General features: G+C 65.9%; 19 protein-coding genes. 10 read left to right on the top strand and 9 right to left on the bottom strand.

Annotation, left to right across the window (positions count from 1 at the left end):
• The first annotated feature begins 12 nt into the window (after positions 1-12).
• Positions 13-606 (top strand): NUDIX hydrolase, encoded by a 594-nt coding sequence (locus HSR6_RS07630; RefSeq protein ID WP_070365311.1) that lies wholly within the window; start codon positions 13-15, stop codon positions 604-606.
• A 5-nt stretch (positions 607-611) separates the two neighbouring features.
• Here HSR6_RS07630 and HSR6_RS07625 read toward each other — a convergent pair whose 3' ends face one another.
• Positions 612-1,046 carry an Hsp20/alpha crystallin family protein gene (locus tag HSR6_RS07625; protein ID WP_198400406.1) on the bottom strand — a complete coding sequence of 145 codons (435 nt, stop codon included), beginning with the start codon at positions 1,044-1,046 and terminating at the stop codon, positions 612-614.
• Positions 1,043-1,201, bottom strand: coding sequence for a DUF7559 family protein (locus HSR6_RS11150; protein ID WP_198400405.1), 159 nt, complete (start codon positions 1,199-1,201; stop codon positions 1,043-1,045). Before HSR6_RS11150 ends, HSR6_RS07625 begins: the two co-directional genes overlap by 4 nt.
• Positions 1,202-1,278: 77 nt before the next feature.
• On the opposite strand from HSR6_RS11150, the gene HSR6_RS07620 reads away from it, so the two are divergent.
• Positions 1,279-2,997 (top strand): radical SAM protein, encoded by a 1,719-nt coding sequence (locus HSR6_RS07620; RefSeq protein ID WP_071933267.1) that lies wholly within the window; start codon positions 1,279-1,281, stop codon positions 2,995-2,997.
• Here the strand turns inward: HSR6_RS07620 and HSR6_RS07615 are convergent.
• From HSR6_RS07615 to HSR6_RS07605, 3 genes are read right to left on the bottom strand one after another with little or no spacing between them, the layout of a single operon-like run.
• Entirely contained in the window at positions 2,975-3,379 is a 405-nt protein-coding gene (locus HSR6_RS07615; protein WP_071933266.1) for a TRAM domain-containing protein, read from the bottom strand. The two genes, HSR6_RS07620 and HSR6_RS07615, sit on opposite strands and share 23 nt — an antisense overlap.
• Before the next feature lie 42 nt (positions 3,380-3,421).
• On the bottom strand, positions 3,422-4,072 hold the full coding sequence (locus tag HSR6_RS07610; protein WP_071933265.1) for a YkgJ family cysteine cluster protein: 651 nt from the start codon (positions 4,070-4,072) through the stop codon (positions 3,422-3,424).
• A 49-nt stretch (positions 4,073-4,121) separates the two neighbouring features.
• Complete coding sequence (locus HSR6_RS07605; RefSeq protein ID WP_070365307.1) at positions 4,122-4,388, bottom strand: MarR family transcriptional regulator; 267 nt, start codon at positions 4,386-4,388, stop codon at positions 4,122-4,124.
• Between the two features lie 163 nt (positions 4,389-4,551).
• On the opposite strand from HSR6_RS07605, the gene HSR6_RS07600 reads away from it, so the two are divergent.
• Together HSR6_RS07600 and HSR6_RS07595 are read left to right on the top strand one after the other, a co-directional pair.
• Entirely contained in the window at positions 4,552-5,259 is a 708-nt protein-coding gene (locus tag HSR6_RS07600; RefSeq protein WP_071933264.1) for a class I SAM-dependent methyltransferase, read from the top strand.
• Between the two features lie 45 nt (positions 5,260-5,304).
• A complete protein-coding gene (locus HSR6_RS07595; protein WP_070365305.1) occupies positions 5,305-6,219 on the top strand; it encodes a glycosyltransferase family 2 protein in 915 nt (304 codons plus the stop codon).
• Here the strand turns inward: HSR6_RS07595 and HSR6_RS07590 are convergent.
• Genes HSR6_RS07590 through HSR6_RS07580 form a run of 3 tightly spaced genes read right to left on the bottom strand, consistent with a single transcriptional unit; the run spans position 6,216 to position 8,381 of the window.
• Positions 6,216-7,034 (bottom strand): amidohydrolase family protein, encoded by an 819-nt coding sequence (locus HSR6_RS07590; RefSeq protein WP_070365304.1) that lies wholly within the window; start codon positions 7,032-7,034, stop codon positions 6,216-6,218. The two genes, HSR6_RS07595 and HSR6_RS07590, sit on opposite strands and share 4 nt — an antisense overlap.
• Positions 7,035-7,080: 46 nt before the next feature.
• Positions 7,081-7,854 carry an SAM hydrolase/SAM-dependent halogenase family protein gene (locus tag HSR6_RS07585; RefSeq protein WP_070365303.1) on the bottom strand — a complete coding sequence of 258 codons (774 nt, stop codon included), beginning with the start codon at positions 7,852-7,854 and terminating at the stop codon, positions 7,081-7,083.
• Positions 7,851-8,381, bottom strand: coding sequence for a nicotinamide-nucleotide adenylyltransferase (locus HSR6_RS07580; RefSeq protein WP_070365302.1), 531 nt, complete (start codon positions 8,379-8,381; stop codon positions 7,851-7,853). The genes HSR6_RS07585 and HSR6_RS07580 overlap by 4 nt, the downstream gene beginning before the upstream one ends.
• A 189-nt stretch (positions 8,382-8,570) precedes the next feature.
• Here HSR6_RS07580 and lonB point away from each other — a divergent pair, with 189 nt between their 5' ends.
• Positions 8,571-10,637 carry an ATP-dependent protease LonB gene (gene lonB / locus HSR6_RS07575; RefSeq protein WP_070365301.1) on the top strand — a complete coding sequence of 689 codons (2,067 nt, stop codon included), beginning with the start codon at positions 8,571-8,573 and terminating at the stop codon, positions 10,635-10,637.
• Positions 10,638-10,674: 37 nt separating this feature from the next.
• Complete coding sequence (locus tag HSR6_RS07570) at positions 10,675-11,373, top strand: CPBP family intramembrane glutamic endopeptidase (RefSeq protein ID WP_071933263.1); 699 nt, start codon at positions 10,675-10,677, stop codon at positions 11,371-11,373.
• Here the strand turns inward: HSR6_RS07570 and HSR6_RS07565 are convergent.
• Positions 11,336-11,797 (bottom strand): MGMT family protein, encoded by a 462-nt coding sequence (locus HSR6_RS07565; RefSeq protein WP_071933262.1) that lies wholly within the window; start codon positions 11,795-11,797, stop codon positions 11,336-11,338. The genes HSR6_RS07570 and HSR6_RS07565 overlap by 38 nt on opposite strands.
• A gap of 84 nt (positions 11,798-11,881) precedes the next feature.
• Between HSR6_RS07565 and trpC the strand changes: the two genes are divergently transcribed.
• The 4 genes from trpC to HSR6_RS07545 are packed head-to-tail and all read left to right on the top strand — an operon-like array spanning position 11,882 to position 15,479.
• Positions 11,882-12,646 (top strand): indole-3-glycerol phosphate synthase, encoded by a 765-nt coding sequence (trpC, locus tag HSR6_RS07560; RefSeq protein WP_071933261.1) that lies wholly within the window; start codon positions 11,882-11,884, stop codon positions 12,644-12,646.
• Positions 12,643-13,866: a tryptophan synthase subunit beta gene (gene trpB, locus HSR6_RS07555; protein WP_070365297.1), complete on the top strand. Its 1,224-nt coding sequence runs from the start codon at positions 12,643-12,645 to the stop codon at positions 13,864-13,866. The genes trpC and trpB overlap by 4 nt, the downstream gene beginning before the upstream one ends.
• Positions 13,859-14,644 carry a tryptophan synthase subunit alpha gene (gene trpA / locus HSR6_RS07550; RefSeq protein WP_071933260.1) on the top strand — a complete coding sequence of 262 codons (786 nt, stop codon included), beginning with the start codon at positions 13,859-13,861 and terminating at the stop codon, positions 14,642-14,644. The genes trpB and trpA overlap by 8 nt, the downstream gene beginning before the upstream one ends.
• A gap of 40 nt (positions 14,645-14,684) precedes the next feature.
• Complete coding sequence (locus HSR6_RS07545) at positions 14,685-15,479, top strand: 2-amino-3,7-dideoxy-D-threo-hept-6-ulosonate synthase (RefSeq protein ID WP_070365295.1); 795 nt, start codon at positions 14,685-14,687, stop codon at positions 15,477-15,479.
• Positions 15,480-15,495 lie beyond the last annotated feature (16 nt).

Here is a 15,495-nt window from a genome sequence, read left to right as displayed (position 1 = left end):
CGAACTGGGCGTATGGATCTCGGGCCCATCGCCGACCGCGATCCGACCCTCGTCTCGAATCCACAGCGGGCAGCAGCCGTGCTGGTCCCCGTAATAGAGGGTTCGGGCGGGCCGGAGTTGCTCTTCATCAGGCGGGCCGCGGACCTCGCGGAGCATCCCGGTGAGATGGGATTTCCGGGCGGGGGCGCCGAGCCGATCGACGGGGATCGCTGGGAGACGGCAGTGCGGGAGGCTGGCGAGGAGATCGGCCTAAAGCCCACGGAGATCGAGTACACGGGCCGACTGGACGACGTAGCCACGACGACCGGCTACACCATCTCGCCCTTCGTCGCCCGGGTGCCACAGCGGATCTATGAACCCGTCGATGGGGAGGTCGCGGCAATCGCGTCCCTCCCGGTGTCGGCGCTGTACCGGGCGGAGAATCACCGTTTCGAGCCTCGCGAGCATCCCGAGTACGGAACCGTGCCGGTCCATCACTTCCGGGTCGACGGGTACACGATCTGGGGCGCAACCGCCAGGATACTCACCCAGTTGCTGTCGCTGAGTACGGACTGGACCGAACCGGAACCGCCGGCCCAACCGCTCGGAGAACTGATCGGAGACTGATTGCGTTACGCCGCCGTCTCGTTCGGCTCGTCTGTGTCTTCCGCGGCGGGAGTCGGGGCCTTCGGCACCGTGATGACCAGCGTTCCGTGGTCGGTCAGCGTGGCTGTGGTCCCGTCGGCGTCGATGGCGCCCTCGGGAAGCGGGACCTGGCCGTCGAGTTCCAGCCCCCGTCCCGGGAACAGCATCTCGAAACCCTCGTTGAAGGGGCGGAAGCGATCGATACGGACCTCGATTGTGCCGTCGGTCACCTGGACCTGGACGTCACTGGCCGTCGCACCGGGGGCGTCGAGGATCACGCGATAGGCCGTGTCACTCTCCAGAATGTCGGCTGGAAGCGGGGACTCCTCCTGGACCCGACTCGTGGCTCGGCCCATCCGTTCGAGGACGGTCTCGGGAATCGCACGCCCCACTTCACGCAGGGCTCGTGGGTCGGGCTTCATACGGTGAGTTCCTCCAGCATGTCCGTCTCCCCGCAGTACGGACAGGCGAAATCCTCGACGGTGGTGTCATCGGGCATGTCGTAGGTGTAGTGGACCTCGAACATGTCCAGTTCACAGTCGGGATTCGTGCACTTGATCTCCTTTGTCGGGGGCATAGCCGTCTTTGGTCGGCCGCGGGCATAAGCCCGGTGGGCCCGGTGTGCTTTTGCCGGTTGAGCGGCAAACCGACTCGATGACTGCTCCCCGCGACCTGTCGGTGACCATCGTCGACGGGTACGTCGACGAACCGGCCCACTTCGGGGTGCCCCCCTACGTCGCCACCTATCCCCGGTACACTGCCGGGGCCCTCCGGGACGCCGGCGTGCCGGCCGAGTCGATCACCTACCACACGATCGACGGCCTGCGCGAGGACAACACCGGCTGGCGGGACGTCGAAGCGGCGGATCTCCTGATCTACCTCGGCGGCATGACGGTGCCGGGAAGCTACGTCGGGGGAACCCCGGCGGAACCCGACGAGGCAAGAAAACTCGCCTGGACGGCGACTGGCACCGCGATCGCCGGCGGCCCGGTCCGATTCGGCGTCGGCGAGCAAAACGAGGGCGGCACCGAGACGACCCGGACCGATCTCGACTTCGACTTCCTCGCGATGGCCGACGTGGAGGCCGCGGTCTACGATCTCGTAAAGAGCGGTCTGGAGGGGTTTTCCGACCGCTATCGCGATCTCGGTGAGGCGGACCGGTGGGCCGAACTGGGCGCGTTCGTCGTCGACCAGCATCCGGACCACCCGGCGGGACTCATCGCCGAGATCGAGACGGCCCGTGGGTGTGCCTTCCGCTGTTCGTTCTGCACCGAACCCATGTACGGCGACCCCTCGTTTCGCGATCCCGAAGCGATCCACGCGGAGGTCGCCGCGCTCGCCGACCAGGGGGTCAGACACTTCCGTCTGGGTCGACAGGCCGACATTCTGGCCTACGGCGGTGACGGCGAGCGGCCGAATCCGGACGCGCTGGAAGCCCTGTACGCGGGGATTCGTGCGGCCGCCCCTGACCTGGAAACCCTCCACATGGACAACATGAACCCCGTCACCATCGTGAACTATCCCGAAGCCGCCCGGGCGGCGTTGGCGGTCATCGCGACCTACAACACGCCGGGGGATACGGCCGCGTTCGGGGTGGAGAGCGCCGATCCGGTGGTGCAGGAAGCGAACGATCTCCTGGTGACGCCGGACGAGGCCTTCGAGGCCGTGAAACTGGTGAACGAGGTCGGCGGCTGGCGACCGGGCGAGGACGAGTCGGTCGCCCCCTCGATCGATCCCGACGTGCCGACCCGGTTGCCGACCCTGTTGCCGGGGATCAACTTCGTCCACGGCCTCGCTGGTGAGCGCGAGGCGACCTTCGAGCACAACCGGGCGTTTCTGGACCGCCTCCTCGAATCGGGGCTTATGGTCCGTCGGATCAACATTCGCCAGGTGATGGCCTTCGAGGGCACGGAGATGGAATCGACCGGTGCGGACCTCGCAGACGCCCACAAGAAGCAGTTCAAGGAGTACCGGGCCGCCGTTCGCAAGGAGGTCGACGTGCCGATGCTCGAACGGGTCGCCCCGCCGGGGACCGTGCTCCCGGACGTGCGCACCGAGTACCAGGAAGGTGAGTACACCTTCGGCCGACAGGCCGGGACGTATCCGCTCCTCGTCGGGATTCCCGGCGAGCATCCGCTGGGGGAGTTCCTCGACGTCGCCGTGGTCGATCACGGGCCCCGGTCAGTGACTGCCGTTCCCTATCCCCTGTCGATCGACGAGGCGGGGATGGACACACTCACTGCGATTCCGGGAATCGGATCGGCCACGGCTGGGGACATTTTCGTTGGCCGTCCCTACGAGTCACTCGAAGCGGTACCGGGATGGGAGAAACTCGAACCGTACGTCGGGGCTACTCGAAGTCCTCCTCGATGACGTCCCCCACCGCGAAGTTCGACTTCACTTCGGTGATCTCGATTTTCACGCGCTCGCCCATTTCCGCACCGGGCACGATGATGACATAGCCTCGCTCGACGCGAGCGATCCCGTCGCCCTGCTTGCCGATGTCCTCGATCTCGACGTACCGGATCTCGCCCTCTTCGACCGGCGGCTGGGGTTCCGACGGGACAGTCGTCTCCGCGGACTCGCCGCCCTCACTGGGTTTGCCCCCACGGGCGATGATCGCGACGCGGTAGACCGATTCGGGGTCGATCGTGCCGTTCTCGACTTCCCGCTCGGGGATCTCCACGACGTAGCCGTCCTCGGTCGTGGTGACTTCCCCGTTGAACAGACAGAGGAGTTCATCAGAGATTTCCATGGATTCCAGCTACCTCTCCACACGGGCCGCTATTAGTAGTTGTCACCGACGGGTGCCCTCGAAGGCCGTTCCGTCCGGATACTTTGCCCCCTCCGAGTCGTGGACGATCACGCCCTCGGGATCCGGAACCGGCTGGTACTGCTCCCGGAGCGCGATGGTCTCCTCGAGTTCCCTGACCGCCCGCGTTTTGAGTCGCTCGGCCATCGAACGGGCGCGTTCGGCATCCAGCTCAGCCCCGAGTCCGGGACAGGCCGAGGCCCGGACTCGCCCGGCGCTTTCGACGGCCGCGTCCTCGGAGACGCCGGTTCCGGGCAGGGACAGGCTGAACGGGTAGGTTTGACAGAGCAGGGGTCGGCTGCCGTAGATCGAACACCTGGTTCGGTCGTCCTCGCTCGTCAGAAACGTACAGTCGCCGTTCGGGGCCGTCTGCAGTGCCCACTCGAAGGTCTCACCGGTGCCGTCCTCGATCCCGAACGGCATGGGGCGCGCGATCTCCGCCCACTCGTCTCCGGTCTCGGTCTGGATAGCCCGCACCTCGTCGGGAAACACGGTCGCAGTGTGGGGCTCCCCATCGGCGGCCGAACAGCAGCGCCCACAGCGCGTGCACTCGAATCCGATCTCCTGGAGGTGCCGGGCGATCGGCTCCGGGTCGAGTTGCCGGACGAACTCCAGGGCGGCTTCCAGACGCTCCATGGGGTCACCACGGGCTCGCGGGGAAAAACCACTCCGAAAACGGGCCCGATCAGACGTCCAGGTAGTAGACCTGCTTTCGGGCGTCCCGGAAGCTGTACCGCGAATCCACGAGTTCTGCCTCGCTCAACCGGTTGAGCGCGTACCGGACTGTCCGGTCCGGGAGCAGGGACTCTTCGGCGAGTTGGCCCTGTGAGAGGGGCTCTTCGGTTTCCAGAACTTTTGCGACCAACTTCGCGCTCGGCGGGAGCTCACGGAGCCGCTCCCGGAACTCGTCGTTCGCCTGGATCGGGGATTGGCTGGTGGCCGACGTACTCATGTGTTACCCACACTGATGGTGCAAGGTAAAGGTTGTCTATACTTGTGACTATATTCCTTATATTATATTAGGGGCTGTGTCGACCGATCAGGGGCCCCGGCGTGGGGCTGTATCGGTCGTTTCCAGTACGGTTTTAACTACGGGCCGGCGTGTTACTGATGACGTGAAGGGACAGGAGTTCTACCAGGCCGACGCGGTCGCGGAGGCCTACGAGGACAAGCGCTTCTCGCGTGGCGGCCGCCTCATCGATCGGCGGGAGAAAGAGGCGGTACTCGAGGCCCTTTCGCCCCTGCAGGACCGGCGAATCCTCGAAATCGCCTGCGGGACCGGTCGGTTCACCGTCATGCTCGCGGAGCGAGACGCCGACATCGTCGGCCTGGACATCTCCCAGGCAATGCTCAGCCAGGGCCGCGAGAAGGCCAAGCGGGCGGGCGTGACCGATCGCCTGGATTTCATGCGTGGCGACGCCGCCCGGCTCCCTTTCCCCGACAATCACTTCGATGCCGTCTTCGCGATGCGATTTTTCCACCTCGCGGACACGCCACAGGCGTTTCTCACAGAGATGGCCCGCGTTTCGAAGGACCTGGTCTTCTTCGACACGTTCAACGCCCGCAGCGCCCGGAGTGTCTACAACTGGGCGCTTCCGATGGGCTCGCGGCTCTACGAGGACTCGGAGGTAACAGAGCTCATCGCGGGGGCCGACCTCGAACTCGAGGCCGTGACTGATGACTTCGTCCTCCCATACGGGCTTTACCGGAAGATCCCCGACTGGATGGCCGACGGCCTCCGGGATCTCGACACCGCAGCCACCGACGGTTCGGTGGGCGAATCCCTCGCGACCGTCTCCTACTGGACTGCACGGCACTCCTGATCCGAATCCGAGAGGTTTTACGCGTGTCTGTGCTTTGTCACGGGCATGCGACTCTCGGTGGTGGTCCCGACGCTCAACGGCCGGTCCGAGCTTCCGGCCACGCTTTCGGCCATCGCCGATCACGCCCCCGACGCGGAGGTTATCGTCGTCAACGGCCCCTCGGCCGACGGTACGTCCGGCTACCTCTGTGGGCACGAGACCGTCGATACGTTCCTCGAACTCTCCGACCGGAATCTGAACGTGGCCCGGAACGCCGGTATTCGGGCCGCGTCGGGCGACGCGGTGGCATTCCTCGGTCAGGACACCCAGATCGAGGCGGGCTGGCTTCGGGCCGTCCGAGCCGCACTTGGAGCGGGGGCCGACGCGGTCACCGGCCCGATCCACCGACAGCTCGGCGCTGATGTGACGACCGAATCGCTCGAAGAAACCACACTCGGCGATCGGACGATTCGCTTTTTCGACGGCGGAAACGTCGTCTTCGACCGGGCGGCCATCGAAGCCCTGGACGGCTTCGACGAGTATCTCAGGGTCGACGCTGCCCGGGACCTCGCCCACCGGCTCGCCGCGCAGGACCGCTCGTTGACCTGGAAGTCCGGGGCCGCGGTCCTCAGAACCGATCCGGATCCGACCGCACAGGCCGACCCCATCGAAGCGGATTCAAAGCGCCGGTACCGGTCTCGGGGGTATCGACTCGCGAAGAACTACGGGCTCGACTGGCATTCGGGATTAGGACTCGCAGGGGGGCTTGTGCGGGATGGGCTGAGGGCTGGCTGGGCCGCCCTTCGTGGCGAGGAGAAACCCTCGGCCTGGCTCGGCCAGGGTCGGGACGCGATGACCGCCGTGATCCGGGGGGTCCAGGACGGCCTGGCCGCCAGATACGCCGATCGAACCCTCCGCCGGAACCCCCACGGGGTCTCGGCCAGATACGGCCGGCCGGTAACACGCTGTGAGGAGGACTAAGCCGGCTCCAGTTCGGGGATCACCCGGACCGGGTTCTTCGTGAATACTCGGGCCATACTGTTCTCCGGAACGTCGAGGGTCAGCACCTCCATCACCGCGACGTCAGGGTGGACCGTCGGGCTGTGGCTCCCGAACAGGACCCGGTCCGGGTGCTCCATGATCGCTCGTTCGAGCAGGTCCCGGAACCGGACCGCGCTGGTGTCCAGATAGAGGGAGTCCCGTCGATCGAGCAGGTCGATCGCCTCGGTCATCAGTCCCCTGTCGGCCGGATAGCCTCCGAAGTGGGCCAACACGACCGGCATCGAGCGACCGAGAAGGTGTTCGTCGACCCGCTCGGGCGGAAACGCAGTGCCGCCCTCGACGAGGACCGGCAGCCCCACGTCCTCCAGGGCATCCAGGACCGCTGGTGTCGGGAGTCCGTCCCGCCCCGGATCGAGCTTGAACCCGAAGAATCGATCATCGTAGGCGTACTGTTCGACGTCTTCCGCGGTGGTGTGCTCGTCTTCGGGGCTGGCGACGGTGTTCTTGAGCCGCGCGGTAACAGTGCCGGTCCCCGCACGCGGTCCGTCGAGTCTAGCGACGGCGAGGAAGGGGCGCTCGACGGCCTGCCGGGCGATGGCGTTGTTCGCCCGGAGGTAGCCACGTTCGTCGTCGACCGGCCCGGGAGCGACGACCGCCTGGGCGATCCCCGCCTGGTGGAGTTCCCGTTCGAGCCCTTCGGCGTCGATGGTCTTCCCCCGGATCGGCTGGCCCGGCCCCGGGTCCAGGCGGGCGTTCACGTCGACGGCCTGGAACCCGTGTTCCAACTCGAGCATGTCACTCCCTCCGTGGGCCCCCCATATCGGCCTGACGGTGACTCTGTTAGTCAGTGGCGTTCTCCACCGGAGCGAGATAGACCGGATCGCCGGGTTCGAGGCCGAAGACCCGGTCGCCCCGGCCTCGGTTCACCGCGAGTTCCACGTTGCCATGACTGCCGACGGTTGCCACGCTCTCGGTCGGGGGCACCTCGGCGTAGGTTCTGGCGACTGGGGTCTGCCGGCCGTCGACGAGGATCGAGTCCTGTGCATACTCATCGAGAAACGAGCCCGGAATGTTCGTGATCGTGTTGCCAAAATCGTCGACGACCAGCACTTCACCGATCGCTTCTGCCCCTTCGATCGTGGCCGTGGGGAACTCGATCCGGGTCACGTCCTCGATCGGCGCGAATCCCTCGCGCTCGACGGTCGATTCGAGCCCCAAATCCTGGATTTCGGCCGCCAGCGGGGCGAACACGTCCCGCCCGTGGAAGGTCGTGCTTTCCGGATCGGTCGCCGAGCCAGCATAATAGGTCGGGTCCGCGGCCAGGCGCTCTGCGACCGGCACCAGTATCCCGTTGTCAGGGCCGACCAGGCGGTGATCGCCGGCCTCGACGATCAGCACGCGGCGGTCGGTCCCCACGCCCGGATCGACCACGACCAGGTGAACGGCCGGCGGGAAGTACGGAAGCACCTCACGGAGCCAGAACGCGCCCGCCCGGGGGTCCTGTCGCGGCAGGTCGTGAGCCACATCCACGAGGCGGGTGTCGGTCCGTGAGAGGATCACGCCCTTCATCGCGGCCGGGTACGGCGAGCCGAAATCCGAGGCGAGGGTGATCATTCCGGATCGGCCCGCCCGCTCTTGTCCGTGTCCGCGACGTGCTGGATGCGGGTGATGCCGTTAATCTCCTCGATCGTCGCCACCACCGGGTCCGGGAGCAGTTCACGCCAGTCCTCGTCCTGACGCATGCGGTCACGAATCGTGGTTCCCTCCAGTTGCTCGCGTTCGAACATGGGGGACTGGTGGACGTCGATGTTCGACTCCTCGAAGAGCCGGATCACCAGTGGGTTGTTCGAGTAGGCCACGTCGAAGGTCGGGCTCATCGCCTGGACGTGACTGACCCAGACCGAGTTGCGGTTGATGTCCTCGATGGGTACCACGTAGGTTACCAGATCCAGGTCGGCCAGACACTTCGTGATCATCACCATGCGCTCCCCGGCCGTGAAGGGGTTATCGAGGGTGTGGCTCTGATCTGCGCTCCCGATACCGACGACCAGTTCATCGACCTCCGCCGCGATCTGCTCGATCACGCGGTGATGGCCGCGGTGATAGGGCTGGAAACGGCCGATGTAAAACCCCCGTGTCATTACCTCCGCTTGGGCAGGCTCCTACATGAATGGCGGCGATCCGGGTCGATTGCCTGACCGTCTCGATTCGATTGGTAATTTCGGCGGGGAGCAGGCCTGATGGACGGATAACTCCCCGAATCGCTGGATGGCCGAAGGGAGAAAGTATATCAATCGAGGGACCCTGTTTTCGAGCGTCGAACACATTCTATGAGCAACGATCCTACGAGCGATCCCCCCCGCGACGACGCCCCGATCCGGAAGCGGGAGGACCGTCCGTCCGGTGAGGACACGCCGGCGGAGGGCGATTCGGTCCCGCTTTCGGAGGACCTCGGGAGCGAAGTCGACGTCGAAGGGGACCTCACGATCGACGAGGACGCCGCGGAGGACGACCTCCTCGGTGGCCTGCGAATCGACTCGACGGCCGACATCGAGGTGCCTGAACGGCTCGTCGATCAGGTCATCGGGCAGGAAGAGGCCCGGGAGATCGTCAAACGGGCCGCCAAACAGCACCGTCACGTGATGATGATCGGCTCCCCCGGGACCGGGAAGTCGATGCTCGCGAAGGCGATGAGCCGCCTGCTCCCCCAGGAGAGCCTGCAGGACGTTCTGGTCTATCACAATCCTGATGACTCCAACGAACCGCGGGTCAGGACCGTGCCCGCGGGCAAGGGCGATCAGATCGTCGAGGCCCACCAGGAGGAGGCCCAGAAGCGCAAGCAGATGCGCTCGTTTTTGATGTGGATCGTCATCGCGATCATCGTCGGGTACGCCATCCTGATCGCCGGCCAGGTCCTGCTGGGTCTGCTGGCCGCCGGTGTCATCTACTTCGCCTTCCGGTACACGAACCGAGGCACCGACGCGATGGTTCCAAAGCTGCTGGTCAATAACGGCGAGCGGTCGATCGCGCCCTTCGAGGACGCCACGGGCGCCCACGCCGGGGCCCTGCTGGGCGACGTCCGCCACGACCCGTTCCAGTCCGGGGGCATGGAGACCCCGAGCCACGAGCGCGTCGAGGCGGGCTCCATCCAGAAAGCCCACAAGGGCGTGCTGTTCATCGACGAGATCAACACCCTGGACATCCGGTCCCAGCAGAAGCTGATGACCGCGATCCAGGAGGGCGAGTTCTCGATCACCGGCCAGTCCGAGCGCTCCTCGGGGGCCATGGTCCAGACCGAACCCGTGCCGTGTGACTTCATCATGGTCGCGGCGGGGAACATGGACGCGATGGAGAACATGCACCCGGCGCTTCGCGACCGTCTGAAGGGCTATGGCTATGAGGTCTACATGGAGGACTCCATCGACGAGACGCCCACCACCCGGCGGCAATACGCCCGCTTCGTGGCCCAGGAGGTCGAGAAAGACGGCCGGCTCCCACATTTCCAGCCCGATGCGGTCCGAGAGATCATCCTGGAGGCCAAACGCCGGTCCGGTCGGAAGGGTCAGTTGACCCTCAAACTTCGTGATCTGGGTGGTCTGGTCCGCGTGGCCGGGGACATCGCCAAGGCCGAGAACGCCGAGTTCGTGGAGCGCGAGCACGTCCTGGAGGCGAAAAAGCGCTCCCGCTCGATCGAACAGCAGTTCGCCGATGACTACATCGAGCGGCGCAAGGACTACGAACTCAAGGTCAACGAGGGCAGCGCGGTCGGCCGGGTCAACGGCCTGGCGGTCATGGGCGGTGACTCCGGGATCGTGCTCCCCGTCATGGCCGAGGTCACGCCTCGGCAGGGTGAGGGCGGCGAAGTCATCGCCACCGGCCAACTCAAGGAGATGGCGATGGAAGCCGTGCAGAACGTCTCCGCGATCATCAAGAAGTTCTCCGACGAGGACATCTCCGAGAAGGACATCCACGTGCAGTTCATCCAGACTCAGGGTGTGGAGGGCGATTCGGCCTCCATCACCGTCGCGACGGCGGTCATCTCGGCCCTGGAGAACATCCCGATCGAGCAGGACCTCGCGATGACCGGATCGCTCTCGGTCCGTGGGGATGTCCTCCCGGTCGGCGGCGTGACTCACAAGATCGAGGCCGCCGCGAAAGCCGGCTACGATCGGGTCATCATTCCCAAGGCCAACGAGCAGGACGTGATGATCGAGGAGGAGTACGAGGAGATGATCGAGATCATCCCCGTCTCCCACATCAGCGAAGTGCTCGACGTGGCCCTGGCCGGCGAACCCGAGAAGGACTCGCTGGTCGATCGGCTGAAGTCGATCACCGGGCAGGCCCTGGAAGCCACCGAGGGAACCACGGCGACCGGGGCCAACCCCTCCCCGCAGTAGGGGACCTTCTTCTGTGCGGCCTCCATTGTGATATTCGATGGCGAGCCCGGCCTGGACCACGTTTGCCGTGTCTGCAGTCCTTCTCACAGCCGTCGTAGTCGTCCTCGCGCGCCGCTCGGCCCGACTTCTCGCTACACCGGACCGTCCGATCGAGGGCGGGCGATTGGCGCTTTACGCGAACCTCGTGGTGACACAGACACTCCTCGTCGGGGCGGTCTGGCTCCTGCTCGTCTGGACGGGCGCCCCGGTCTCGACACTTGGTGTGACCGACCGCCCGACAATCCTCGCCCTCGTGGGACTAACCGTCGCGCTCGTGGCGCTCAACGAAGGGGCGTCGAAACTCGCCGTGGACACCGACAACCCGCTGCGAGCCCTTCTCACTCCGGAACGGTCCCTGGAGTGGGTCGTCCTCGCCGGGGTCGTGCTCCCGGTCATCGCGATCAGCGAGGAGGTGCTGTTTCGTGGGGTGTTGATCGGCGGGCTGGCGGCGGGGACGGGCATTCACCCGGCAGTTTTGATCGTCGGCTCCAGTCTCGGCTTCGGGCTGGCCCACACGGCCCAGGGCCAAGTGGGGATGTTGGTCGCTTCGATGCTTGGGGTCGGACTTGGCGTGGCCTTCTGGCTCGGCGGGAGTCTCTGGCTCGTGATCCTCGTCCATTACCTGGTCGATCTCGTGGAGTTTCTCCGGCACGCGAAAGTCAGTCCAGGCCCTCGATCCGGCGAAGGGTTCGCCTGATAGCCGGCGGAGCGTTGCCGTCCGAGTCGGTGACGCGGTGGTCCGGAATCAAAATCGGGACCGGATTTTCGGCGAGCGCCGTTCTGGCGGTCTCCAGGTCGGCCTCCTCGGCCGGGTCGAGGCCCGGCGTGTGTGCGACCAGTCGGTCGAGCGGGAACTGCTCACCGTAGGGGATCTCTCGCACACGTTCGAGGACGGCCCGCTGGTCAGTCGGCACCGTCAATCCCACGTCGATTTCGGTCACGTCCGTGTACTCGCCGTCGAGGTATCCCTCGATCCAGTCTAGAATTTCGTGGTCCGCTTTGGCACTCGGGTCCGGCGTCTCGGGGACGGACAGGGAGATTACCCGCCGGTTCGCCACGCCGATCTGAACGAACCGATCGAGGGACGCCACCTTCCTGGCGTAGATCCCAGCACCTGGCATGGGACTTGGTTCGCCGAGACCGCCCTTGAACGTTGGCCTGGAGTCACAACAGTTATGTACATATCCGTTCATCAATGAACAATAATGGGTACTACAAAGCAGCCCGACGAGGGGCTCGCGCCGGCGGTTCGCGACCTCCTCGCGGCCGCGTCTGAGCGCTCTCGTGGCGACAAACCGGTTTCGGTCGAGGCTCGCTCGCTGTCTGGGGCCTTCGAACGGGCCGAAGCCGACGGGCGAACGCCGCTGATCGCTGAAGTGAAGCCGACCAGCCCGACCACGAGCGGCGAGCGAGACGTCGATCCGGTCGCGGCGGCCGAATCGATGGTCGCCGGCGGGGCCAGCGCCATCTCGGTGCTCACCGAACCCGACCACTTCGGCGGGTCGGTCGAAGCGCTCCAGGCAGTGCGGGAGGCGGTTTCGGTGCCAGTCCTCCGGAAGGACTTCCTCCTCCGGGAGGCCCAACTCGACGCGGTGGCCGCCGACGCGGTGTTGCTGATCGCCCGGTTTCTGGATGACCTGGAGGGAATGATCGAGGCGGCCCGCGACCGTGGGATGACTCCGCTGGTCGAGACTCACACCCGGGACGAAATCGAGACGGCTCTGGCGGCCGGTGCCGAGGTGATCGGCGTGAATAACCGCGATCTCGCCACCCTGACCGTCGATCGCTCGACCGTCGACCGGCTGGCACCGGCAGTGCCGGATTCGGCGACGCTCGTCGCCGAGAGCGGGATCGAGACAGCAGCGCACCGCGACCGGATGCGCAAAGCAGGAGCCGACGGCATGCTCGTGGGGTCGGCGATCATGGACGGGGACATCGAGGCGAACACACGGAGGCTGGTCGCCCGATGAGCCAGCACCGCTTTGGCTCGTATGGTGGCCAGTACGTCCCCGAGGTACTGATGCCGGCCGTCCAGGAACTGGAATCGGCCTACGAACGCTACGTCCTGGAGAACGAGGACGGGTTCATGGACGAGTTCCGCGAGCGCCTGCGGGACTTCGGCGGTCGGCCGACCCCGCTCCAGCGGGCCGACCGGCTCAGCGAGGAGTACGACACCGAGGTGTACCTCAAGCGCGAGGACCTCCTGCACGGCGGGGCCCACAAACTCAACAACGCCCTCGGGCAGGTGCTTCTGGCCCAGTACATGGGCAAAGACCGGATCATCGCCGAGACGGGGGCGGGCCAGCACGGCACCGCCGTGGCGATGGCCTGTGCACACCTGGACATCGACTGTGAGATCTACATGGGCCGGACCGACATCCGCCGCCAGCGGCCCAACGTCTTCCGGATGGTGACCCACGACGCGACGGTCAATCCCGTCGACGAGGGCTCGGGCACGCTCAAGGAGGCCATCAACGCCACCATGCGTGACTGGGCGACGAACGTCGAGGATACCCACTACGTGATCGGCTCCGTGGTGGGGCCCCACCCGTTCCCGAGCATGGTTCGGGATTTCCAGGCTGTCATCTCCGAGGAGGCCCGCGAACAGGCCATCGAAACCATCGGCGACCTTCCGGGCACCGTGTTGGCCTGTGCTGGGGGCGGCTCGAACACGATGGGCTCCTTCCAGCACTTCCGGTCTGACCCGGTCGAGTTGATCGCGGCCGAAGCGGGCGGGGAGTCTCTCACGGTCAACGAATCCGAGGAGTACGCCCCCCACTCGGCCTCGCTCGCCACGGGGACCGACGGCGTCCTCCATGGCGCACACACCCGGCTCCTCCAGACCGAGACGGGCCAGATCGTCGAGTCACACAGCGTGAGTGCCGGCCTGGATTACGCCGGGGTCGGTCCGGAACTGGCACACATGGTCGAAACCGGTCGTGTGGAACCAGTCTCGGTCGGCGACGAGGCGGCCCTTCGGGCCTTCCATCACCTCTCCCGGGCCGAGGGGATCATCCCGGCCCTGGAGAGCAGCCACGCCCTGGCGGCGCTCGAAGAACGGGACTTCGCCGACCCGGTCATCGTGACCGTCTCGGGCCGGGGCGACAAAGACCTGGATACCGTGATCGAGGAGTCGGATCGGCGGGATCTCGACGCCGCGCCGGATATGGAGGTGTTCTCCCATGAGTGAGGAATCGATCCGTGCGGCCTTCGAGGGCGGGGCCCTGGTGCCCTATATCGTCGCCGGGGATCCGACCCCGGAGGCGACGGCCCGATACGCCGAGGCACTGGTCGAGGGCGGGGCGGACGTGCTCGAACTCGGGTTGCCGTTCTCGGAACCCGTTGCTGACGGCCCGACTATCCAGGCCGGAATCAGACGGGCGCTTGATGCCGGCATGACACCCCAACGGTTCCTCGATCTGGTTGCGGACCTCGATGTCGAGGTGCCCGTGGTGGCGATGACCTACTACAACATGCTCTACCGGTACGGCGACGGCGACGTTCGTGAATTCGTCGCCGATGCCGCCGATGCGGGACTCTCCGGACTCATCGTCCCGGATCTTCCGGTCGAAGAGAGTGGGGAGCTAGCTGCTGCGTGTGCGGAACACGACCTCGCACTCGTGTTTATCGTGGCTCCGACCACCACCGAACAGCGGTTGGAATCCATCGTCGACCAAGCGACTGGCTTTCTCTACGTGCAGGCCCGGCTGGGCACGACCGGCGCGCGGACCGACGTGAGCGACGAGACGACCCGCTCGCTCGCCCGACTGCCCGAGACGGAGGTTCCGACGGCGGTCGGTTTCGGCGTGAGCACCCAGGATCAGGCCCGGGAGATCGTGGCCGGTGGGGCAGACGGGGTCGTCGCCGGGAGCGTCTTCGTGGACATCGTTGCGGACGGGGAGGCCGTTCCGGAACGGCTGGCGGAGACTGCCGCCGAGTTGGCCGCGGGCGTCGCGGCGGGCCGCTAAACCGGAACGAACATACCCACCCGCTTGCTATCCCCTGGCAATGTCTACAGGGGTCGAAGCGCGATTGACACGACTCGGGCGTGACGGCAAGTTCGTCACCGTCCCGATGGACCACGGCATCACCATGGGGGCAGTCGACGGACTCAAAGACATCGAATCGACCATCGCCGACGTAACGGAGGGCGGGGCCGACGCCGTCCTCACCCAGAAGGGACTGGCCGATCGGGTCTACCCGAACCGCAACGACGCGGGCTATCTCATTCATCTCAACGGCTCGACGGAGATCGGGCCCGACGAGGCCGAAAAGCGCCAGACTGCGACCGTCGAGGAGGCCGTGCGACTGGGTGCCGACGGCGTCTCCTTTCACATCAACGTGGGCAGCGACCACGAACCGGACCAGATCGAGGCGCTTGGCAACGTGACCGAACGAGCCCACCAACTGGGAATGCCGGTCCTCGCGATGGCGTATGCTCGTGGCCCGGGCATCGACGAACACGACGCCACGAACCTGGGGCATGCCGTCAGGCTGGCCGAGGAACTCGGGGCTGATATCATCAAGACTGCCTACTCCGGGGACCCGGCGAGTTTCGAACACGTCGTCGAGTCGACGAGCAAACCCGTCATCATCGCCGGTGGCAGTCCGTCAAGCGACCGTGAGACACTCGAAACCGTTCAGGATGCGGTTTCTGTCGGTGGGGCCGGCGTCTCGATGGGCCGAACGATCTTCCAGCATCCCGACCCCTACGCCATCTCTTCGGCAATCGCAGCCGTCGTCCACGAGGGCTTTGCTATCGACGTGGCGATGGATCGATTCGACCTCCCGATCGAGCCCTGAGTATCGGTCCGGCACG

Source organism: Halodesulfurarchaeum formicicum (genome assembly GCF_001886955.1).
GTDB classification, from domain to species: Archaea; Halobacteriota; Halobacteria; order Halobacteriales; family Halobacteriaceae; genus Halodesulfurarchaeum; species Halodesulfurarchaeum formicicum.
The sequence above is the reverse complement of the archived record's forward strand: the minus strand, read 5'-3'. Positions and strand labels throughout refer to the sequence as shown.